General features: G+C 65.3%; 18 protein-coding genes and 1 riboswitch. Of the genes, 8 read left to right on the top strand and 10 right to left on the bottom strand.

Annotation, left to right across the window (positions count from 1 at the left end; genetic code table 11):
- Positions 1-170: 170 nt before the first annotated feature.
- Positions 171-1064 carry a dienelactone hydrolase family protein gene (locus AC1DX2_RS21770; protein ID WP_477198512.1) on the bottom strand — a complete coding sequence of 298 codons (894 nt, stop codon included), beginning with the start codon at positions 1062-1064 and terminating at the stop codon, positions 171-173.
- A gap of 206 nt (positions 1065-1270) precedes the next feature.
- Between AC1DX2_RS21770 and AC1DX2_RS21765 the strand changes: the two genes are divergently transcribed.
- Positions 1271-2152, top strand: coding sequence for a class I SAM-dependent methyltransferase (locus AC1DX2_RS21765; protein WP_477198706.1), 882 nt, complete (start codon positions 1271-1273; stop codon positions 2150-2152).
- Positions 2153-2432: 280 nt separating this feature from the next.
- Here AC1DX2_RS21765 and AC1DX2_RS21760 read toward each other — a convergent pair whose 3' ends face one another.
- Together AC1DX2_RS21760 and AC1DX2_RS21755 are read right to left on the bottom strand one after the other, a co-directional pair.
- Complete coding sequence (locus tag AC1DX2_RS21760) at positions 2433-3257, bottom strand: metallophosphoesterase (RefSeq protein ID WP_477198511.1); 825 nt, start codon at positions 3255-3257, stop codon at positions 2433-2435.
- On the bottom strand, positions 3254-4249 hold the full coding sequence (locus AC1DX2_RS21755; protein WP_477198510.1) for a LysR family transcriptional regulator: 996 nt from the start codon (positions 4247-4249) through the stop codon (positions 3254-3256). Before AC1DX2_RS21755 ends, AC1DX2_RS21760 begins: the two co-directional genes overlap by 4 nt.
- Before the next feature lie 136 nt (positions 4250-4385).
- Between AC1DX2_RS21755 and AC1DX2_RS21750 the strand changes: the two genes are divergently transcribed.
- On the top strand, positions 4386-4787 hold the full coding sequence (locus AC1DX2_RS21750; RefSeq protein ID WP_477198509.1) for a hypothetical protein: 402 nt from the start codon (positions 4386-4388) through the stop codon (positions 4785-4787).
- A gap of 97 nt (positions 4788-4884) precedes the next feature.
- Here the strand turns inward: AC1DX2_RS21750 and AC1DX2_RS21745 are convergent, their stop codons facing one another.
- Positions 4885-6735 (bottom strand): phosphoenolpyruvate carboxykinase (GTP), encoded by a 1851-nt coding sequence (locus AC1DX2_RS21745; protein ID WP_477198508.1) that lies wholly within the window; start codon positions 6733-6735, stop codon positions 4885-4887.
- A 233-nt stretch (positions 6736-6968) separates the two neighbouring features.
- Here AC1DX2_RS21745 and AC1DX2_RS21740 point away from each other — a divergent pair, with 233 nt between their 5' ends.
- The gene (locus AC1DX2_RS21740) at positions 6969-7538 is read left to right on the top strand and encodes an AAA family ATPase (protein ID WP_477198507.1); all 570 of its coding nucleotides are present in this window, start codon (positions 6969-6971) and stop codon (positions 7536-7538) included.
- On the opposite strand, the gene AC1DX2_RS21735 is transcribed toward AC1DX2_RS21740, so the two are convergent.
- Together AC1DX2_RS21735 and AC1DX2_RS21730 are read right to left on the bottom strand one after the other, a co-directional pair.
- Positions 7525-7668, bottom strand: a complete 144-nt coding sequence (locus AC1DX2_RS21735; protein ID WP_477198506.1) for a hypothetical protein — start codon at positions 7666-7668, stop codon at positions 7525-7527. The genes AC1DX2_RS21740 and AC1DX2_RS21735 overlap by 14 nt on opposite strands.
- Positions 7669-7719: 51 nt before the next feature.
- Positions 7720-9093, bottom strand: a complete 1374-nt coding sequence (locus AC1DX2_RS21730; protein WP_477198505.1) for a threonine ammonia-lyase — start codon at positions 9091-9093, stop codon at positions 7720-7722.
- A 68-nt stretch (positions 9094-9161) separates the two neighbouring features.
- On the opposite strand from AC1DX2_RS21730, the gene AC1DX2_RS21725 reads away from it, so the two are divergent.
- Positions 9162-11516, top strand: coding sequence for an ATP-binding protein (locus tag AC1DX2_RS21725; protein ID WP_477198504.1), 2355 nt, complete (start codon positions 9162-9164; stop codon positions 11514-11516).
- A 12-nt stretch (positions 11517-11528) separates the two neighbouring features.
- On the opposite strand, the gene AC1DX2_RS21720 is transcribed toward AC1DX2_RS21725, so the two are convergent.
- Together AC1DX2_RS21720 and AC1DX2_RS21715 are read right to left on the bottom strand one after the other, a co-directional pair.
- A complete protein-coding gene (locus AC1DX2_RS21720) occupies positions 11529-11828 on the bottom strand; it encodes a type II toxin-antitoxin system RelE/ParE family toxin (RefSeq protein WP_477198503.1) in 300 nt (99 codons plus the stop codon).
- On the bottom strand, positions 11825-12124 hold the full coding sequence (locus AC1DX2_RS21715; RefSeq protein ID WP_477198502.1) for a CopG family ribbon-helix-helix protein: 300 nt from the start codon (positions 12122-12124) through the stop codon (positions 11825-11827). The genes AC1DX2_RS21720 and AC1DX2_RS21715 overlap by 4 nt, the downstream gene beginning before the upstream one ends.
- Before the next feature lie 191 nt (positions 12125-12315).
- On the opposite strand from AC1DX2_RS21715, the gene AC1DX2_RS21710 reads away from it, so the two are divergent.
- Positions 12316-12834, top strand: coding sequence for a PH domain-containing protein (locus AC1DX2_RS21710; protein WP_477198501.1), 519 nt, complete (start codon positions 12316-12318; stop codon positions 12832-12834).
- A gap of 19 nt (positions 12835-12853) precedes the next feature.
- Here AC1DX2_RS21710 and recQ read toward each other — a convergent pair whose 3' ends face one another.
- Positions 12854-14770, bottom strand: coding sequence for a DNA helicase RecQ (gene recQ, locus AC1DX2_RS21705; protein WP_477198500.1), 1917 nt, complete (start codon positions 14768-14770; stop codon positions 12854-12856).
- Positions 14771-14852: 82 nt separating this feature from the next.
- On the opposite strand from recQ, the gene AC1DX2_RS21700 reads away from it, so the two are divergent.
- The 3 genes from AC1DX2_RS21700 (at position 14853) to AC1DX2_RS21690 (ending at position 19952) form a co-directional block, all read left to right on the top strand.
- On the top strand, positions 14853-15899 hold the full coding sequence (locus AC1DX2_RS21700) for a homocysteine S-methyltransferase family protein (RefSeq protein ID WP_477198499.1): 1047 nt from the start codon (positions 14853-14855) through the stop codon (positions 15897-15899).
- 350 nt (positions 15900-16249) lie between these two features.
- Positions 16250-16322, top strand: a riboswitch (S-adenosyl-L-homocysteine riboswitch).
- 23 nt (positions 16323-16345) lie between these two features.
- Positions 16346-19108: a methionine synthase gene (gene metH / locus AC1DX2_RS21695; protein WP_477198498.1), complete on the top strand. Its 2763-nt coding sequence runs from the start codon at positions 16346-16348 to the stop codon at positions 19106-19108.
- Positions 19109-19175: 67 nt separating this feature from the next.
- Positions 19176-19952 (top strand): DUF3108 domain-containing protein, encoded by a 777-nt coding sequence (locus AC1DX2_RS21690; protein ID WP_477198497.1) that lies wholly within the window; start codon positions 19176-19178, stop codon positions 19950-19952.
- 6 nt (positions 19953-19958) lie between these two features.
- On the opposite strand, the gene AC1DX2_RS21685 is transcribed toward AC1DX2_RS21690, so the two are convergent.
- Positions 19959-20378, bottom strand: a complete 420-nt coding sequence (locus AC1DX2_RS21685) for a rhodanese-like domain-containing protein (protein WP_477198496.1) — start codon at positions 20376-20378, stop codon at positions 19959-19961.
- Between the last annotated feature and the right edge of the window lie 45 nt (positions 20379-20423).

Below are 20423 nucleotides of genomic sequence, written 5' to 3'. Positions count from 1 at the left end.
TGACGTGATGCTACCGGCGCCAATTCCGCGGGACACCCATTCGAAAGAATGCGTGTCCCGCAACGTTTCTGGGGCGCGTTAGCGCCGGGTCTGTGCCGGGCCGCCCCAAGCAGACCGCGGCCCCCTTGGGGGGCAGCGAGTACACGAAGTGACGAGCGTGGGGGCCACATTCAGGTCCGCAGGTTCTGGTTGAAGAACGCCAACGTGCGGTCCCAGGCCAGCTTGGCAGCGGCGGCGTCGTAGCGCGGCGTGGTGTCGTTGTTGAAACCGTGCTGCGTGCCGGGGTAGGTGTAGGCGGTGTAGCGCACGCCAGCAGCTTTCAACGCTGCCTCGTAGCCGGGCCAGGCGGCGTTGATGCGCTCGTCCACCGCCGCGAAGTTGATCAGCAGCGGCGCCTTCACCGACGCCGCCGCCTCCGGGGCCGGCAGGTTGCCGTAGAACGGCACGCCGGCGGCCAGGTCCGGCAGTTTGGTGCTCAGGAAGTGCACCATGCCGCCGCCATAGCAAAAGCCCACTGCGCCAATCTTGCCGGTGCATTCGGGACGGCTCTTCAGCACGCTGGCGGCGGTGATGAAGTCCTCGCGCGTCTTCGCCTGGTCCAGCTTGCCGAACGCTTCGCGGGCCTTGTCCTCGTCTCCCGGATAGCCGCCCAGCGGCGTCAAGGCGTCGGGCGCGAAGGCGACGAAATTGTCCAGCGCCAGGCGGCGTGTGATGTCTTCGATGTGCGGGTTCAGGCCCCGGTTCTCGTGCACCACCAAAATGCCGGGCAGCTTGCCACTGGCGTTGGCCGGCCGCGCCAGGTAGCCCTTGACCGTGCCGCTGCCGTTGGGCGAGGGGTAGGTGATGTATTCAGCCTTCAGGCGTGCGTCGGTGGGTGCCACCTGCTGGGCGTTGGCGAAGTCCGGGCTCAGGGCGGCCAGCAGGCCGGCGGCCGTCATGCCACCCACGGCGAATTTGCTGGCTCTGTCCAGGAAGCCGCGCCGGTCTATCGTGCCGTGCACATAGGCGTCAAACAGGATCAGCAGTTCCTGGTCAAAATCGGCGGCGGTCAGGCGTGGCTTCATGGGTTGTCTCCTTGAAATGAATGCGCAAGCATAGCGGCGCGCGCGAAGTCTTGCACGCCAAGGGCGGACCTGGCGGCCGCCGTCGCATGGCCATGGCCGGCAGGTTTTGGCGTTCCGGCGCACAATGCGCGCAGTTCACCCCTGGCAGGCCCTGTGCGGACCGGCCCATTGTTCAAAATAGTAAAAGGAGACTTTCCGTGAGCCAAATGCCCATCCTCCGCCCCGCGCCGCTGTTGCTGGCCACGTTGGCCTGCACCGCGCTGCTGGCGGCCTGTGCTTCCGGCGGTGCCGGTTCTTCCTCTGGCGGCGCCACGGTCACCGCAGCGCCTGCCGGCACGCTGTCGCGCGACGCCATTGCCCGCATCGTCAATGACCCCGGGCGCGCCGCAGCCGACCGCGAGAACGACAAGCGCCGCAAGCCGGAACAGATGCTGGCCTTCCTCGACCTGCGACCGGGCATGATGGCGCTGGATGTCAGTGCCGGGCGCGGCTACACCACCGAGTTGCTGGCGCGCGCCGTCGGGCCGGCGGGCCGCGTGTATGGCCAGCGCCCGCCGCCCAACCCGACGCCGCCGCCGGCACCGGCAGCGCCCGAAGGGCAGTCGCACCCCAGCGCCGCGCCGGCCCCTGCGGCACCCGCACCGGCGGTGATGCCCACGCTGGCCGAGCGCATCAAGAACCCGGCCACGCCCAACATCGTGCAGGTGCTGCGCAAGTTCGACGACCCTGTACCGCCCGAGGTGGCGCCAGGCAGCCTGGACCGTGTGACGCTGATGTTCAACTACCACGACTTCGGCTTCATGAATGTCAACCGTGCGGCCATGAACGCGGCTGTCTTCGCGGCGCTGAAGCCCGGTGGCATCTATGTGGTGGCCGACCACGCGGGTCGGCCTGGCACCGGCATCTCCGAATCCGGCACGCTGCACCGGGTGGAAGAGGCCTTTGTGCGCAAGGAGGCCGAGGCCGCCGGCTTCAAGCTGGTTGCGAGTGCCGACTTTCTGCGCAACCCCAATGACCCACGTGACAAGAACACGCCCGAGCCGGCGCAGCCGAAGGATGAGTTTGTGTTGAAGTTTGTGAAGCCTTGATTTCGAGGCGTCATGGGTGATCCGGGTGCGCTGTTGGCACGCGCTCTTCTGCTGTTGATCAAGGGGTGGGGCGCGTGGGGCCTCGGCGCTCCGGGGTGACGACTGCGCCCGGGGCACTTTCGCGCGCACCGGGTCGGCCATGGCTTGACAGGTGGGTGGCCGGTGGGGCGCGGTGCGCGCTCAGGACGCGGCTAACCGGGGCCAAGCCTCCCCGCCATTCTTCCTTGGTGACGGCTGTTCAAGACACGGGTGCGCCAACCCAGCCGCGCCAACACCAAGTTCAAATCGCGATACACAACTCCGGCAAAAAATTCTCCTGCTCCCCCTTGCGTGCATACCCCAGCGGGTTGGCCACCACGCGGCAGCCGTTCTTCATGTAGTCGCTCGGGCAGTGCAGATGCCCATGCAGCCACAGCTGCGCCTTGGGCAAAAACTCGTCATCCATGGCGTTGCAAAAACCGGCGGTGCCGGGCTTCAGGCCATAGCGCGGGTCGGCGCTGAGCAGGCTGGGGGCGAAATGCGTGACCACCACCGTGGGCCCGTCGTCAAACGGCTGTGCCAGCGCCTCACGCAGCCACGCCTGGCTTTGCAGCGACAGCGTGCGCACCTGCTCGGCCAGGAAGGGTTCACCGCCAATCGTCGTGTTGGTGGTGCGCAAATAGAAATTGGCGGCGCGGTAGGCCTTGTCGCGCGCCTTCATCTGTGCAGTCAGGCTGCCGTCCGCCGGCACCAGCGACTCGAAATCGCTCCACAGCGTGCTGCCGATGAAACGCGCCGGCCGGCCATCGGCGCCGCGCAGCACCAGGGTTTGCTGTTCCAGCCAGGTGATGCCCAAACGCTCACAACTGGCGCGCAGCCGTTGGTGCGCTTCTTCGAACACCAGGTTGTCGTACTCATGGTTGCCGGGCACGAACAGCACCGGCGTGGGCCAGCCCTGCAGCGGCGAGAAGCGCGCCAGGCCGAAGTCTTCGTCGGTCAGGCTGGAGCCCGCCTGGTAGGAGCCTATGTCGCCGGCCAGCACCAGCAGGTCGGCGCCGGGCGCGGGGCTGGGCTGCCAGTGCGGGTGGCCTTCCAGGTGCAGGTCGGACAGCAGTTGAATCTTCATGCAGGGGCGGTTGCGGCAGCGGCAGCAACAGCAGTGGGAAATTGTTGCGCTGCCAGTTGGTGGATGATGCCGCGCAGCCACTGGTGGGCGGCGTCGCGTTGCTGGCTATGGTGCCACACCGCGTCCACGTGGATGGCCGGCACCGCCATCGGCAACTCGCGCAGTATCAGCTCATGCGCCATGCCGGTCACGCTGACAAAGTGGCGCGGCAGCACCGTCAGCAGGTCGGAATTGGCCACCACCCGGCCGGCGGTGAAAAACTGGTTCACCGTCAGCACCACCCGGCGCTCGCGGTTGATGGCGGCCAGCGCCTGGTCCGTGAAGCCGTAGGGCCGGCCGGAAAAGCTCACCAGCAGGTGGCGCGCGGCGCAATAGGCGTCCAGCGTCAGCGGCACTTCAGCCAGCGGGTGGCCGCGCCGCATCACGCACACATAGTCGCCGTTGAACAGCCGCTGGTAGGAGAACAACACCGGTTCGCCGGCCTGGGCCTGTGCCGCCAGGTCGGCCACCAGCAGCGGAAAGTAGCCCACCGCCATGTCGGCGGTGTGTTCGCTCAGCAGGCGGCGCGGGTCGCGCGTGGTCAGCGGCAGCACGCGCAGCGACACGCCGGGGGCCTCGCGGTCCATCACGTTGACCAGGGGCGGTATCAGCTCGGCGGCGGTGGCGTCGGCCATGGCCAATACGAAGGTGGTCTGGGCCTGCGCTGGCTCAAAACCGGCTGGGGCCATGGCGTCTTGCAGCCGCTGCAGCGCCTCACGCACTGCTGGCCACAGGCTTTGCGCGTAGGGGGTGGGCTGCATGCCTTGGCCGCTGCGCTGCACCAGCTCATCGCCCAGGCGTTCGCGCAGCCGGCGCAGCGCGTTGCTGACGGCCGGCTGCGTCATCGCCAGGTTGTGGGCGGCCTTGGTCAGGCTGCGCTCGGCCATCACCTCGTGGAACACGCGCAGCAGGTTCAGGTCCAGCGTGCGGAAATTCAGTGACGGGGGGGTCATGCGGTCAATATATCACTACCATGAATGTTAGTCATCACAGATATAAAGTTGAATCGCACACGGGTAAACCCTAGTATATGAGCAACGTCCGGGCCGGTGGGCTCGGGTGGCAAACAGAAAGAAAGGGAAACACACCATGAACAGCATCGTTCTACCTTCTCGCACCGCTACCGTTGCGCCCGCGATCGTCGGCGTGCAGCCTGCCGCCCCGCGTCTGGACGGCGCCAAGGGCTTGGCCGCCATGCTGTTGGCCGCCATGGTGGCCGCGTTGGTGGTGTTGGGTGACCAACTGATCAGCACCTGGGCCGACGAGCACCTGCTGGTGGCCTGGATCGCGCTGTGGGTGGTGGTCTTTTCCGCCGTGGCGCTGCTGGCCTCTTCCAGCAGCCAACTGGCCAGCCGCCTGTTGGGCAAGCTGGCTGAGCGCCGTGAGCGCGCCCGCCGCGCCCGTGCCGATGAGCGCCTGTGGTCGCTGGCACAAAGCGACAGCCGCGTGATGGCCGACCTGCAAGCCGCCATCAGCCGCGCGCAAGATTGATCGGCAGGTGGCTGTTGCAGCCACCTTGAGGGCCTGCCGGCCCATGGAATAAGCCGCCCACCGGGCGGCTTTCTTATTTGCTGAGGGCTGAAAAGGATCAGGCGGCCAGGCGCTGCTCGATCATGGCCTTGGTGTCCACCAGCTGCTTGGGCAGATGGTGTGCCAGTTGCTGGAACAGCTCGCTGTGCAACTTCAGCTCTTGTTGCCAGGCGGCGCGGTCAATGCTGGTGACGGTGTTGAACTGCGCCAGCGTGAAATCCAGGCCGGTCCAGTTGAGTTCGGCATAGGCCGGGCTGATGCCGAACACGTGTTCGTTGCCAGTGGCCTGGCCTTCGATGCGGTCGATCATCCACTTCAGCACGCGCATGTTCTCGCCGTAGCCGGGCCAGACGAACTTGCCATCTTCGCCCTTGCGGAACCAGTTGGTGGTGTAGATGCGTGGCAGTTTGGCGTTGGTTTTCTCCAGCTTGCTGCCCAGGCTCAGCCAGTGCTGGAAGTAGTCGCTCATGTTGTAGCCCATGAAGGGCAGCATGGCGAACGGGTCGCGCCGCACCACGCCTTGCTGCCCGGCGGCGGCGGCGGTGGTCTCGCTGCCCATGGTGGCCGCCATGTACACGCCTTCGGTCCAGTTGCGCGCCTCGGTCACCAGCGGCACCGTGGTGGAGCGGCGGCCGCCGAAGATGAAGGCATCGATGGCCACACCCTTCGGGTCGTCCCAGGCCGGGTCCAGCGCCGGGTTGTTGGTGGCGGCGACGGTGAAGCGGGCGTTCGGGTGTGCGGCCTTGGCGCCGGTTTCCTTGGCAATCGCCGGCGTCCAGTCCTTGCCTTGCCAGTCGATCAGGTGCGCCGGGGCGTCGCTCATGCCTTCCCACCAGACGTCGCCATCGTCGGTCAAAGCCACGTTGGTGAAGATCACGTCGCGCGTCAGGCTGGCCATGCAATTGGGGTTGGTCTGCTCGTTGGTGCCGGGGGCGACGCCGAAGTAGCCGGCTTCGGGGTTGATGGCGTACAGGCGGCCGTCTTGTCCGGGCTTGATCCAGGCGATGTCGTCACCGATGGTGGTGACCTTCCAGCCTTCGAAACCGGCTGGCGGAATCAGCATGGCGAAATTGGTCTTGCCGCAGGCGCTGGGGAAGGCGGCGGCCACGTGGTACTTTTTGCCGTCGGGCTTGCTGACGCCCAGGATCAGCATGTGCTCGGCCAGCCAGCCCTGGTCACGCCCCATGGTGGAGGCAATGCGCAGCGCGAAACACTTCTTGCCCAGCAGCGCGTTACCGCCGTAGCCCGAGCCGTAGCTCCAGATCTCGCGCGTGGCGGGGTAATGCACGATGTACTTGGTGGTGTTGCAGGGCCAGGCCACATCCTTCTGGCCGGCTGCCAACGGCGCGCCCACGGTGTGCACGCAAGGGACGAATTCGCCGTCCACGCCCAGCACGTCGTACACCGCCTTGCCCATGCGTGTCATGATCTTCATGTTGACGGCCACGTAGGGGCTGTCGGACAGTTCGACGCCGATGTGGGCGATCGGCGAGCCCAGCGGGCCCATGGAGAAGGGCACCACATACAGGGTGCGGCCGCGCATGCAACCGTCAAACAGCGGCTGTAGCGTGGCGCGCATGTCGGCCGGGGCCATCCAGTTGTTGGTGGGGCCGGCGTCTTCCTTGGCGTCGGTGCAGATGAAGGTGCGGTCTTCAACCCGTGCCACGTCGGTCGGGTCGGACGTCGCCAGGAAGCTGTTGGGGCGCTTGGCGGGGTTGAGCTTTTTGAAAGTGCCGGCGTCCACCAGTTGCTGGCACAGGCGGGCGTATTCTTCTTCGCTGCCGTCGCACCAGTAAATGGTGTCAGGCTTGCACAGGGCGGCCATGTCGGCCACCCAGGCCAGAAGGTGCGCATTCCTGACGAATGGCGGCGCGTTCAGGTTCAGGCCCTGCATCACGGGTGAGTTCATTTGAAAAGCTCCTATGTTGAAAATCGTCTTTTCAAAGCCGCCAGCAACGCCGGCCGGCTTGGAAAAAACGATTCACTGCGCAGTCGGCTCTCGGGCGTTGCATGAGTGGCAACATAGGTCAGGTGTGGGCGGGTGGCTCACAATCCGTGGGTCGGCTAAAACCAATTTTATGAACTGGGGCGCCAATTACATCGCAGTTACCGTGAAAAAGTATGCAAAAAAAGCATGAGTTTATGCAGATGAGAGAAAACGGCTCGGCACCGATGCGGCTGGCCATCCTGGGCAATTCGGGCTCGGGCAAATCCACGCTGGCCCGGTCTTTGGCACAAAGGCATGGTTTAGCGCTGCTGGACCTGGACACCGTGGCCTGGGAGCCCGGCCAGGTGGCGCAGCCGCGCGACCCGCAAACCGCCCGGGCGGAAGTGCAGCGCTTCTGCCAGACGTCAACGCGCTGGGTGGTGGAAGGGTGTTATGCCAGCCTGGTGCAGGCGGCGCTGGCGCAGGGCGCAGATGAGCGCGACGCACAGAGGGTGGAACTGCTGTTCCTGAACCCGGGCGAGGCGGTATGCCTGGACAACTGCCGCCTGCGGCCCTGGGAGCCGCATAAATATGCGTCCAAGGCCAGGCAGGACGAGAACTTGCCGTCGCTGCTCAGTTGGGTGAGTGATTACTACCGGCGCGACGGAGAGATGTCGCTGCGGGGGCACCAGGCGTTGTTTGACGCCTACAACGGCCCCAAAAGGCTGGTCAGCCAGCAAGCGCAAGCGCTGCCGGTGACCGGTCAAACCCTCAGGCCATGCTGACGGCGATGAAAGCCAACAGGAACATCAGCACGCCGCCCACCAGAGGCAGCACGATGGGCATGGCCGGCACGATGGCTTCCACGGGATCGGCGGCTGGGTGTTCGGTGTTGTTCGAGGCGGGCGCGGACATGGTTTTTCCTTCAATCGGGTTCTTGGGGCGATTTTAACCGCCGAGCGGCGTTCAGACCACCTGGGCTTCCAGCCCGGCCGCGCTCAAGCTCGCCAGCACGGCGCGGATGTGCTCCGGCCCGCGCGTCTGTATCACCAGTTCCACCTCCACGTTTTGCGCCGACAGCGTGGTGAAGGCGCGCTGGTGGTGCACCTCGTCGATGTTGGCACCGGCCTCGGCCACGGTGGCGGTGATCTTGGCCAGTGTGCCCGGCACGTCGCGCGCGCTGACGCGTATGCGCGCCAGCCGGCCGGCCCGCACCATGCCGCGCTCGATGATGGCCGACAGCAGCAGTGGATCGATGTTGCCGCCGCACAGCACCAGTCCCACCCGTTTGCCTTGGAAGCGCTCCTTGTACTTCAGCAGCGCGGCCAGGCCGGCCGCGCCGGCGCCTTCGACCAGCGTCTTTTCAACCTCCAGCAACATCACAATGGCTTGTTCGATGTCGCCCTCGTCCACCAGCACCAGATCATCCACCAGCCTGGCGATGATGGCCTGGGGCAGCTTGCCTGGCGTGCCTACGGCGATGCCCTCGGCAATGCTGCTGCTGCCCTGGGGATGCTGCGTGCCTTTGATGGCGTTGACCATGGCCGGAAAGCGAGCCGTCTGCACGCCGACGATCTCAATGCCGGGCTTCAGGGCCTTGGCCGCAGTGGCCATGCCGGCGATCAGCCCGCCGCCGCCGACGGCCACGATCAGCGTGTCCAGCTCCGGCACGTCGCGCAGCATTTCCAGCGCCACCGTGCCCTGGCCGGCGACGATGTCGGCATCGTCGTAAGGGTGCACAAACACCAGTTGCTGCTGTTCGGCCACAGCCAGTGCATGGGCGCGGGCCTCTTCCAGCGTGTCGCCGTACAACACCACCTCGGCACCGAAGCCGCGCGTGCGCTCCACCTTGACGCCCGGCGTGAAGCGCGGCATCACGATGACGGCACGCAAGCCCAGCCGCTGCGCGTGGTAGGCCACGCCCTGGGCGTGGTTGCCGGCGCTCATGGCAACCACGCCATTGGGCTTGTTGCCCATGGCGGCCGTGCCCAGCTGGGCCAGCTTGTTGCAGGCGCCGCGCTCCTTGAATGAGGCAGTGAACTGCAGGTTTTCGAACTTCAGGAACACTTGCGCGCCGGTGATGTCCGACAGTGTTTGGGACGCCACGCAGGGCGTGTTCAGCACCTGGCCTTGCAGGCGCTCGGCGGCACCCTGGATGTCTTTCAGTTCAAGCATGGTGGCATTGTCGTCGGTTGCGCGCGTGGGCGTCGCGAGTCCATCTGCACCTGCCGGGTCAGCACCTCGTGCCCACTCGGATTCTGGCGGTGCGGCGGCGCGCGTCAACCCCCTCGCAAGCCGGCCACAACGCTCGCACGGGTTTTGCAAAAAAGCCGCTTCCATCTTTGCGCGGACTGGGTTATCGTCATTGCGCGCAAGGGATACTTCCCCAGGGCTACTGGAGGCTAGGAATGGCCAAGCGTTTGGGATCGGATTTGTCGGCCGGCGGACACATGTTGCAGTCGCCGGGGCTGAAGGAAGCCCCGGTGCTGGACCTGATGTGTTCGCACTTCGTGTTGTCCCTCGCGGCTCGCCAGGGGCCGAGTTTCAACGCCCGGCGCGACCTCACCAGCCTGATCTCCATGGCCGGCCGCCACTTGGTGTGGCCAGCGCCGGTGTTGTTGCGTTTGCGCGAATTCTTGTCGCGGCGCTGCGCGGGCAACGAAATCTGGCGCGGGCACGAGGGGCTCAAACCAGCCGAATTCCTGGCCCGCCATGGCGTCTGGCGCGGCCCCTACGAGGAAGGTACGCTGTTCTTCCATCTGGACGAGTTCGCCAAGGACCACCCGAAGGATTTGCTGGCCGTGCTGGCGGTGACCGGCGAATGGCTGACGCAGTCGCTGAAAAAGCAGTCCACCCTGGTGGAGAAGAACATCGACGCGCTGGCCGGTCTGCTGCAGCTCAACCGCGCCGAGCGCGCACTGTTGCTGTACGGCACGCTGGCGCGTTACCAGCGTGACCTGCGCAGCATCCTGGTGGAGTTCAAGGTCAACAACGCGCCAGAGGCCTACGCGATGATCGCCGAGATTGCCGGCGTCAAGGCCAGCGATGTCGGCGAGGCGCTGCGCGCCGGCTCGCGCCTGGAGCGCACGGGTCTGGTGGAAAACCTGATCTCCGAGCACAACATCACCGACCTGGCCGACCTGATGAAGGTCAGCGAAAAACTGCCACCGGTGCTGATGCGCGAGTACCGCGACCAGGCCGAGCTGATGGCGGTGTTCACCCGCCCGTCCAGCAAGAGCCCGCTGGCCGAGGCCGACTTTGCCTTTGTGCAGCACGATGTGCAGGTGCTCAGCGCATTGCTGCGCAGCGCCGTGATGGGCAAGGAGGCGGGCGTCAATGTGTTGCTGTACGGCCCGCCAGGCACCGGCAAGACCGAGCTGGCCAAGGTGGTGGCGCAGGCCGCCGGGCTGGAGCTGTTTGAGGTGGAATATGCCGACCGCGACGGCAACTCCTTGAGCGGGCGCGACCGCTACCGCTCACTGCAGATCGCCCAGGGCTTCCTGAAAGGCTGCGCGCAGGCGGCGCTGCTGTTCGATGAGGTGGAGGATGTGTTTCCGCCCATTTCCACCGAGGCGGCGCAGCTGCTGGCGCGCGCAGAGCAGGTGGTGGCGCCCGGCAACGGCAGCGTCAGCGGCAAGGCCTGGGTGAACCAGATCCTGGAATCCAACATGGTGCCCACCATCTGGGTGACCAACCGCATTGAGCAGATCGACCCGGCCTTCCGTCGCCGCTTTGCCTACCACCTGGAGCTGAAATCACCGCCGCCCGGCGCGCGTGAAAATCTGGTGCGCAAGACGCTGGAGGGTGTGCAGGTGTCTGACGGTTTTGTGGCCCGGTTGACCGCTCGGCGCGGTTTGACGCCGGCACAAATCCGCACGGCCGTGCGTTTTGCCGGTCTGGTGGCGCAGGCCGGCCCGAATGGCGTGCAGCAGACGGTCGGTGCCGACGGGCCAGCGCGCATGGAGTCGCTGATCGAGCGCCAGCTGCACAACGCCGACATGGCGCTGGGCAAGTACGGCGCCGAGCTGGCGCCCCGGCGCAGTGTGACGCATTACGAGCTGGGCATGCTGAATGTGGAGAGCCGCTTCGACATTCCGCGCATCATCCAGGCGCTGCAGGTGCGTGGCCATGGCACGCTGTGCTTCCATGGTGCCCCGGGCACCGGCAAGACGGCGCTGGCCGAGCACATTGCCGACACACTGGGCAAGGCGCTGATGGTCAAGCAGGCCAGCGACCTGATGAGCAAGTTCGTTGGCGAGACAGAGCAGAACATGGCGGGCATGTTCCGCGAAGCGCAGACCGAGAACGCCGTGCTGCTGCTGGACGAAGCCGACAGCTTCCTGCAGGACCGGCGTGGCGCCCAGCGCACCTACGAGGTGACCGAGGTCAACGAAATGCTGCAGGGCATGGAGCGCTTCGACGGCATCTTCATCTGCACCACCAACCTGATGGACGCTGTGGACCAGGCGGCGCTGCGCCGCTTCACCTTCAAGATCAAGTTCAAGCCCTTGACGCGCGCCCAGCGCGAGGCCATGTTCGTCACCGAGGCACTGGAGGGCGACGCCAGTCTGCTGGCACCCGCTCTCGTCAGCGCGCTGGCCGCGCTGGACCAGCTGTGCCCGGGTGATTTTGCCGCCGTCAAGCGCCAGGCGGTGATCCTGGACGCACGGCTGACGCCACAGGAGTTCTTGGAGCAACTGCAGGCCGAGCACCGCATCAAACCCGAGGTGCGCGAGGCGCGGAGCATGGGGTTCATGCAGTAGCGGGTGGATGGTTCAGGTGTGGTGTTTGTAGCCGGATTCGCGCTGATGACGCAGCGCCAGCAGGAAGATGGTGTCCAAGCCTGCGACGTAGCGGTACAACGCCACATAGCCGCGAACACCGCGGCCTATCACCAGTTCACGCTTGCCATTGCGCACCGGACGGCCCATCAGGGGACTGCTGCTCAGGATGTTGATCGCCTGCATAATTTCGGCGATGCGCTGAGGGGCACTGACAGGATCGAACGTGGCAATGTGGTCAAAGAACCGGTCGAAGTCGTCAAAGACCTCGGGTGCCAGTTCTATGCGGGTCATGGGGCTGACGTGTTTGCCTTGAGTTTGCGGGCGGCCGGCTTGCGCGCGCGCTCACCGCTGGCCCGGGCCTTCAGGTAGGCTTGGGCGTCATCCCAAGGCACAGTCTTGCCTGTAGCCTGAATGCCTTGCCAGCGCGTGTCGGCCAGCGCATGGAAGGCATTGTCTTCCTCGGCTTGGGCCACTGTTTGGGCAATGGCCTCCAAGATGAAGGCGTGTGCCGTCACCCCGGCTTGTTCGGCGGCCGCGGCAACACGACTCTTCAGCTCGTCTTCCAGGCGTATCGTGGTGGTGGACATGAGGTCACAATCGGTTTTGCACATTTAAATAGTAGCACTAAAGTGCTACAAATGGCAAATCACCCAAATCCCCAATACCGACGGGCTTGATCCTTGCACTTCGCGCAGGTGTCCGACAGACCCGCGGCATGAATCGCATCAGAATACTTGTCGGTGGTGCCTGGCTGGAATAAATCACGAAGGAATACAACATGACGGATGACACCAAGATCTGCCCAGTCTGCGGCGAGACCATCAAGGCGGTGGCCATCAAGTGCCGCTTTTGCAACACCGATCTGGCGGCCTTCGCCGCCGCGCGCGAGGGTGCAGCTGAAACGCCGCTGTTCAGCGGCCACCCGGCGGTGATCTCCAGCTTCTGGCAATGGCCCGTGGTGCTGGTCACGCTGGGCATTGGTTACCTGGTGTACTGGGTGCAGAGCCTGGCCACAACCTACCAGATCACCAACCAGCGGGTGATGGTGGAGCGCGGCATCTTCTCCAAGCAGAAGGAGAGCATAGAGCTGTTCCGCATCGACCACTTCGACGTGCACAAGCCCCTGGGCATGCGGCTGGTGGGGCATTGTGTGCTGCACCTGCGTTCGTCGGACACCAACTTCCCGTCGGTGATGCTGCAGGGGATTCCGAAGTTGGAGGAGATGGCCGACACGCTGCGCGAATGCTCGCTGCGCGAACGCACGCGGCGGCGGGTAACGACGGTGGTGCAGGCCTGAAGGGGCGATTAACCCGGGCTCAGGCTTCCTGCTGGACCACCCGCAGCACGTCGTCTCCGTAGGCTTCCAGCTTCTTGGCGCCAATGCCGCTGATGCCCTGCAGGTCATGCACGCTGTGCGGCGCGCGCTCGGCGATCGCCGCCAGCGTGGCGTCGTGGAAGATCACGTAGGCTGGCAGGTTGTGCGAGCGCGCCACCTCGGCGCGCCAGGCCTTCAGCGCGGCAAAGCGCTGCTGGGCGGCATCGTCCAGCGCGGCGGCGACTTTGGGGGTGGCCTTGGCGGCGTTGCCGCGCTTGCTGCTGCCCTTGCGCTCGACCGGCTGCGACACCGATTCGCGCAGCATCACCGCCACATCGCCCTTGAGCACGGCGCGCGAGCCCTCGGTCAGTTGCAGCGTGTTGAAGGCCTCGCTGTTGACGTTGACGGCGCCGATGGCGATCAGCTGGCGCAGCACGCCGCGCAGCTGCTGCTCGCTCAGCTCAGGGCCGACGCCGTAGGTGCTGAGCTGCTCGTGGCCGAACTGCGTCACTTTCTCGGTCTGCTTGCCGCGCACGATGTCCATCAGGTGGCCGGCGCCGAAGCTGATGCCGCTCATCTGTTGCACGCGGTAGATGGTGCTGAGCAGCTTGCGGGCGGCATCGGTGCCGTCCCACACGGCTGGCGGCTGCAGGCAGTTGTCGCAATTTCCGCATGAGGTTTTAGCGGCTTGAGCCAGCGGCTGGCCTTCGCCGTCGCTGGTATCCGGCCCGGCACCATAGGTTTCGCCGAAATAACCCAGCAGCCGAACGCGCCGGCAATCGGTGGCCTCGGCCAGGCCCAGCAGCGCGTCCAGCTTGCCGCGCATCACCTGTTTGAACTCTTCGCCGGCGGGGCTCTCATCAATCATGCGGCGCTGGTTGACCACGTCTTGCAGGCCGTAGCTCATCCAGGCATTGGCCGGTTCGCCGTCGCGGCCGGCGCGGCCGGTTTCCTGGTAGTAGCCCTCGATGTTCTTGGGCATGTCCAGGTGGGCGACAAAGCGCACATCGGGTTTGTCTATGCCCATGCCGAAGGCGATGGTGGCCACCATCACGATGCCGTCCTCGCGCAGGAAGCGGTCCTGGTTGTTCTGTCGCACCTTGGCGTCCAGCCCGGCGTGGTAGGGCAGGGCATTGATGCCGGCGCCACTCAGCGTTTGTGCCACTTCTTCCACCCGTTTGCGCGACTGGCAATACACCACCCCCGCATCGCCCGTGTGCTCTCGCTCGATGAAGCGCAGCAGCTGCAAGGTCGGGTCTTTCTTCTCGACGATGGTGTAGCGGATGTTGGGCCGGTCGAAGCTGCTGACGAATTGCTGGGCCTCTTCCAGCTGCAGCCGCTCAACGATGTCGGCGCGGGTGATGTCATCGGCCGTGGCCGTCAGGGCCAGGCGCGGTACGCCGGCATAGCGCTCGTGCAGCACGGTGAGCGCCCGGTACTCCGGCCGGAAGTCATGGCCCCACTGGCTGACACAATGCGCTTCGTCGATGGCAAACAGGCTCAAGGCCCCGCGCGCATGCAACGCATCCAGCTGGGCCAGGAAGCGCGGTGTGGTCACGCGCTCGGGCGCGGCATAGAGCAGTGTCAGCTCGCCGCGCATCATCTGGCGTTCCACCTCGCTGGCCTCGTCCATCGACAGTGTGGAATTCAAGAAGGTGGCGCTGACGCCCACCTCCTGCAAGGCACCCACCTGGTCGTGCATCAGCGCGATCAGCGGCGACACCACGATGGCCAGGCCCAGCCCCTGGCGCTGGCGGGCAATGGCCGGTATCTGGTAGCACAGCGACTTGCCGCCGCCGGTGGGCATCAGCACCAGCGCGTCGCCGCCGGCCACCACGTGGTCGACGATGGCTTCCTGTCGGCCACGGAATTGCTCGTAGCCGAAAACTTCGTGCAGGATGGAATGGGGCGTCGACATGTATAAAACTCCAGCCCCTATTGTCGGGGGGATTTTCCAGGAATTCGAGCTTAAAGTGACGCTTCTTTCTACAATATTGGTTATGAAGCCCATCACCTACACCCGTGGCCAGGCCTTGCCTGGCATCCTCGCCAGCCGCATTGCCGTTCTGGACGGCGCCATGGGCACGATGATCCAGCGCTTCAAACTGAACGAAGCGCAGTACCGGGGTGAGCGCTTCAAGGACTTCCACAAGGACGTCAAGGGCAACAACGAGCTGCTCAGCCTGACGCGCCCGGACGTCATCACCGACATTCACGAAAAGTACCTGGCCAGCGGTGCCGACCTGATCGAGACCAACACCTTTGGCGCCACCCGCGTTGCCCAGGCCGACTACGACATGGCCGACCTGGCCTACGAGATGAACCTGGCCTCGGCCAAGCTGGCGCGCGCCGCCTGCGACAAATACTCGACGCCGGACAAGCCGCGCTTCGTGGCCGGCGCCCTGGGCCCCACGCCCAAGACCGCCAGCATCAGCCCGGACGTCAATGACCCCGGCGCGCGCAACGTCAGCTTTGAAGAGCTGCGCGCCTCCTACTACGAGCAGACCAAGGGGCTGGTGGAGGGTGGCGCCGACCTGATCCTGGTGGAAACCATTTTCGACACGCTGAACGCCAAGGCGGCGCTGTTCGCCGTCGACGAATATTTTGCTGATTCGGGCCAGCGACTGCCCCTGATCATCAGCGGCACGGTGACGGATGCCTCGGGTCGCATCCTGAGCGGCCAGACGGTCACCGCCTTCTGGTACAGCGTGCGCCATGCGCAGCCGCTGGCCATAGGCCTGAACTGCGCGCTGGGTGCGGCGCTGATGCGCCCCTACATCCAGGAGCTGAATCGCGTGGCGCCTGACACCTTCATCAGCTGCTACCCCAACGCCGGCCTGCCCAACCCGATGTCGGACACCGGCTTTGACGAAACGCCTGATGTGACGGCCCGCCTGGTGCGCGAATTCGCCGCCGAGGGGCTGGTCAACATCGTCGGCGGCTGCTGCGGCACCACGCCGGACCACATTGGCGCGATTTGCGCGGCGGTGGCGCCCCTGCCGACGCGTCAGCGGCAGAACGGTTTTTTCTACAAGGAAGCGGCCTAAATTCGGCGGCTTAGCGGGGCTGTTTCGCTGGCTGCCGACGCCGCTGGTGCGCGTGGCTACGCGGATGTCCCCCGGGCCTGCGGCCCTCCTCCTTGATTCCGCTCCGCCACGCGCCCCTGCGACATCGGGTCAATTGGCACGCGCAACGCTTGAATTTCCGAACACCGGCACGCCAACCACGTCGGCAAGATCAGGTCGTCATGGCACTCTGCGCGGCGGCATCAAGGAGGAGGCCCGCAGGGCCGGGGGGACAGCCGCGGAGCGGAGTGCCGTGGCGGCGTGATCCCCCCAACCGTAGCGGTGATGCATTGAATCCATGGTGAACAGGCCTCCGAAGGCGTAAAATCACGCCATCCAAGGAGCGTTGCAGCGCCGGCATCTCACCGGCGTCAGGCTTGGATATCGCAACGGCGCTCACCTGAACAATTGTTTTGCAGGTGAGCCGCATGTCCGAATCAATCCCATCTTCTGTTGCCCCCATGCTGCTGTCCGGCCTCGAGCCGGTGCGCATCGACGCGTCTTCGCTGTTCGTCAACGTCGGTGAGCGCACCAACGTCACCGGGTCCAAGGCCTTTGCCCGCATGATCCTGAACGGCCAGTTCGAGGAGGCGCTGGCGGTGGCGCGCCAGCAGGTGGAAAACGGCGCCCAGATCATCGACGTCAACATGGACGAGGCCATGCTGGACAGCCAGGCCGCGATGGTGCGCTTTTTGAACCTGATTGCCAGCGAGCCCGACATCGCCCGCGTGCCCATCATGATCGACTCCAGCAAGTGGAGCGTGATCGAGGCTGGCCTGCGCTGCGTGCAGGGCAAGGCCATCGTCAACTCCATCAGCATGAAGGAGGGCGTGGAGGCCTTCAAGCAGCAGGCCACGCTGCTGCGCCGCTACGGCGCCGCCGCCGTGGTGATGGCCTTTGACGAAAAGGGCCAGGCCGACACCTATGAGCGCAAGATCGAAATCTGCGAGCGCGCCTACCGCATCCTGGTGGACGAGGTGGACTTTCCGGCCGAAGACATCATCTTCGACCCCAACATCTTCGCCATTGCCACCGGCATCGACGAGCACAACAACTACGCGGTGGACTTCATCAACGCCACCCGCTGGATCAAATCCAACCTGCCCGGCGCCAAGGTGTCGGGTGGTGTCAGCAACGTCAGCTTCTCGTTCCGCGGCAACGACCCGGTGCGCGAGGCCATCCACACCGTGTTCCTGTACCACGCGATACAGGCCGGCATGGACATGGGCATCGTCAACGCCGGCATGGTGGGCGTGTACGACGACCTGGAGCCGGAATTGCGCGAGCGCGTGGAAGACGTGGTGCTGAACCGTCGGGCGGATTCGGGCGAGCGGCTGGTGGAGATTGCCGAGTCGGCCAAGGGCGCAGCCAAGGATGACAGCAAACGGCTGGAGTGGCGCGGCACGGCCGACGCACCGGCAACTGTCGGCCAACGCTTGTCGCACGCGCTGGTGCATGGCATCACCGACTTCATCACCGAGGACACCGAAGAGGCTTACCAGGGCATATTGGCCAAGGGCGGCCGGCCATTGCACGTGATCGAAGGCCCGCTGATGGATGGCATGAACATCGTCGGCGACCTGTTCGGCCAGGGCAAGATGTTCCTGCCGCAGGTGGTGAAGAGCGCACGCGTGATGAAGCAGGCGGTGGCGCATTTGATCCCCTACATCGAGGAAGAAAAGCGCCAGCAGGAGGCCGCCGGTGAAGACGTGCGCGCCAAGGGCAAGATCATCATCGCCACCGTCAAGGGTGACGTGCACGACATCGGCAAGAACATCGTCACGGTGGTCTTGCAGTGCAACAACTTCGAAGTCGTCAACATGGGCGTGATGGTGCCCTGCCATGAGATCCTGGCGCGTGCCAAGGTGGAGGGCGCCGACATCGTGGGCCTGTCGGGCCTGATCACGCCCAGCCTGGAAGAAATGCAATACGTGGCCGGCGAGATGCAGAAGGATGAGCACTTCCGCATCAAGAAGATCCCGCTGCTGATCGGTGGCGCCACCACCTCGCGCGTGCACACGGCGGTGAAGATCGCGCCGCACTATGAAGGCCCGGTGGTCTACGTGCCGGACGCCTCGCGCAGTGTCAGCGTGGCGCAAAGCCTGCTGTCGGAGCAGGCCGCCAAATACATTGACGAGCTGAACGCCGACTACGAGCGCGTGCGCCACCAGCATGCCAACAAGAAGCAGGTGCCGCTGTGGCCGCTGGCCAAGGCACGCGCCAACAAGACGCCGGTGGATTGGGCCAGCTTCATTCCCGCCCAGCCCAAGTTCATCGGCCGGCGCGTGTTCAAGAACTTCGATTTGACGGAACTGGCCAAGTTCATCGACTGGGGCCCGTTCTTCCAGACCTGGGACCTGGCCGGCCCCTTCCCCGCCATCCTGAAAGACGAGGTGGTGGGCACGGAGGCGGTGCGCGTGTATGCCGATGCCCAGCGCATGCTGAAGCGCCTGATCGAAGGCCGCTGGCTGACCGCCAACGGCGTGGTGGGCCTGTACCCGGCCAACACCGTGAACGACGACGACATCGAGTTGTACACGGATGAGACGCGCAGCGAGGTGGCCATGACCTGGTATGGCCTGCGCCAGCAGACCGAGAAGCAGGTGATTGACGGCGTGATGCGCCCCAGCCGCTGCCTGGCCGACTTTGTCGCACCCAAGCCCGGTGTGAAGGGTGCCAGCCCCTTGCCCGACCACGTGGGCGTGTTCGCCGTCACCACCGGTATCGGCGCCGAGGTGAAGGAAAAGTACTTCAACGACGACAACGACGATTACTCGTCCATCATGCTCAAAGCCATCGCCGACCGCCTGGCCGAGGCCTTTGCCGAGTGCCTGCACCAGCGCGTGCGCACCGACCTGTGGGGCTATGCGCCGCAGGAAACGCTGGGCACCGATGAGCTGATCGCCGAGAAGTACCAGGGCATACGCCCTGCGCCCGGATACCCGGCCTGCCCGGACCACAGCGTCAAGCGCGACATGTTCGCGCTGCTGCATTGCGAAGAGATTGGCATGAGCCTTACCGAAAGCCTGGCCATGCTGCCGGCGGCCAGCGTCAGCGGCTTCTACCTGGCGCACCCCGACAGCACCTACTTCAACGTTGGCCGGGTCGGCGACGACCAGGTGCAGGACCTGGCCGCGCGCAAGGGCGTGGCCAAGCAGGACCTGGAGCGGCTGCTGGCGCCCAACCTGTGAGGGTTGCTGGCGCCCCAGCGGGGGACGGTGTACAGTGCGCGCTTTATTGACGCACTCACCCTGTCACATGCGCCTTGCTTTGCTTGTTTTTCGCCGCCTGCTGCCGCTGGCCGTTGTTTCCGCTGCGTTGCTCGGCGGCTTGTCCCCAGCCACCGCCGAGGTGGTGGACATCGGCAAGCCGCTGCCCCGCTTTGCGCTGCTGAAAGAGGGTACGCACCATTACCTGCGCTTCGTGCGCGGCAAGGACGATGGCAGCAACACGCCGATTGATATCTGGACGCGCGAGGTTCGTTTTGACGTTGCCACGGGACGCTTTCGCATCAAGCAGCGTTGGGACGCGGTGGGCGCCGCAGCGTCCACCAAGTGGCTGGATTCGGAATTCGAGCTGAACACCTTCCGCCCGGTCACGCACACGCGCATCACCGACCGCGACGGCAAGCGCCTGGTGGAGGGCTTTGCCTTTGCGCCGGACAAGGTCAGCGGATTGAGCGGCCTGGCCGACAACGCGCACAAGGATCTGGTCATTGCCACGCCCGAGCCGACCTTCAACTTCGAGACCGACATGGAGATGTTGCAGACGTTGCCGCTGGCTGAAGGCTACGAGGCGCAGATCAACTTCTACCATGGCGGCGGTGGCGCGCCCGCGCGCTACACCTTCAAGGTGGCCGGCAGCCAGGCGATTGCCGGCCCCGGCGGCCCGGTGGACGCGTGGGTGATCACCTGCGACTACAACCGGCCCGGCACGGTGTCGCGCTTCTGGTTTGCAAAGGGCACGCAGTTGATGCTGCGGCAGGAGAGCCTGATGCCCGATGGCCGCACCATGGTGAAGACGCTGGTCGACTGAGGTCGCTCAGGCGGCTTGCAGCTCGGCCGCTTCCTGGCCCTCAAACGCAAACCCTTCGTCGGCCCAGCCGGTCATGCCGCCAATCAATTCCTTCACCGGGTAACCCAGCCGCGCCAAGCGCAGCGCGCCCCGGTTGGCGCCATTGCAGTGCGGGCCGGCGCAGTACACCACGAACAGCGTGTCCTGCGGGTAGTGCGCCAGCGTGGTGGCCACCAGCTTGCCGTGCGGGATGTTGATGGCGCCGGGAATATGCCGCTTGGCATACATCGCCGGCGAGCGCACGTCCACCAGCACAAAATCCTTCTCGCCGCGCTGCAGGCTGTCGTGCGTGTCCCAGCAGTCGGCTTCGAACGTCAGGCGGGCGGCGAAATGGCGCTCGGCTTCTGCGGATGCGGCGGCGGGAATCTGGGCAACGGCACTGGGCATGGTGTTCTCCAAAAAAGAAGTGAATGAAGTCGTGATGGCTGCATT

Source organism: Hylemonella sp. P2_B10 (assembly GCF_056404875.1).
This window is presented reverse-complemented; position numbering and strand designations above follow the sequence as displayed.

Bases quoted from the DNA above. Each gene is read 5' to 3' on its own strand.
- AC1DX2_RS21755 (WP_477198510.1), bottom strand. From the start codon at position 4,249: ATGACCCCCCCGTCACTGAATTTCCGCACGCTGGACCTGAACCTGCTG.
- AC1DX2_RS21770 (WP_477198512.1), bottom strand. From the start codon at position 1,064: ATGAAGCCACGCCTGACCGCCGCCGATTTTGACCAGGAACTGCTGATC.
- AC1DX2_RS21715 (WP_477198502.1), bottom strand. From the start codon at position 12,124: ATGTCCACCACCACGATACGCCTGGAAGACGAGCTGAAGAGTCGTGTT.
- AC1DX2_RS21700 (WP_477198499.1), top strand. From the start codon at position 14,853: ATGAAGCCCATCACCTACACCCGTGGCCAGGCCTTGCCTGGCATCCTC.
- AC1DX2_RS21710 (WP_477198501.1), top strand. From the start codon at position 12,316: ATGACGGATGACACCAAGATCTGCCCAGTCTGCGGCGAGACCATCAAG.
- recQ (WP_477198500.1), bottom strand. From the start codon at position 14,770: ATGTCGACGCCCCATTCCATCCTGCACGAAGTTTTCGGCTACGAGCAA.
- AC1DX2_RS21685 (WP_477198496.1), bottom strand. From the start codon at position 20,378: ATGCCCAGTGCCGTTGCCCAGATTCCCGCCGCCGCATCCGCAGAAGCC.
- AC1DX2_RS21730 (WP_477198505.1), bottom strand. From the start codon at position 9,093: ATGGAAGCGGCTTTTTTGCAAAACCCGTGCGAGCGTTGTGGCCGGCTT.
- AC1DX2_RS21720 (WP_477198503.1), bottom strand. From the start codon at position 11,828: ATGACCCGCATAGAACTGGCACCCGAGGTCTTTGACGACTTCGACCGG.
- AC1DX2_RS21690 (WP_477198497.1), top strand. From the start codon at position 19,176: ATGCGCCTTGCTTTGCTTGTTTTTCGCCGCCTGCTGCCGCTGGCCGTT.
- AC1DX2_RS21725 (WP_477198504.1), top strand. From the start codon at position 9,162: ATGGCCAAGCGTTTGGGATCGGATTTGTCGGCCGGCGGACACATGTTG.
- AC1DX2_RS21745 (WP_477198508.1), bottom strand. From the start codon at position 6,735: ATGAACTCACCCGTGATGCAGGGCCTGAACCTGAACGCGCCGCCATTC.
- metH (WP_477198498.1), top strand. From the start codon at position 16,346: ATGTCCGAATCAATCCCATCTTCTGTTGCCCCCATGCTGCTGTCCGGC.
- AC1DX2_RS21750 (WP_477198509.1), top strand. From the start codon at position 4,386: ATGAACAGCATCGTTCTACCTTCTCGCACCGCTACCGTTGCGCCCGCG.
- AC1DX2_RS21760 (WP_477198511.1), bottom strand. From the start codon at position 3,257: ATGAAGATTCAACTGCTGTCCGACCTGCACCTGGAAGGCCACCCGCAC.
- AC1DX2_RS21740 (WP_477198507.1), top strand. From the start codon at position 6,969: ATGCAGATGAGAGAAAACGGCTCGGCACCGATGCGGCTGGCCATCCTG.
- AC1DX2_RS21735 (WP_477198506.1), bottom strand. From the start codon at position 7,668: ATGTCCGCGCCCGCCTCGAACAACACCGAACACCCAGCCGCCGATCCC.
- AC1DX2_RS21765 (WP_477198706.1), top strand. From the start codon at position 1,271: ATGCCCATCCTCCGCCCCGCGCCGCTGTTGCTGGCCACGTTGGCCTGC.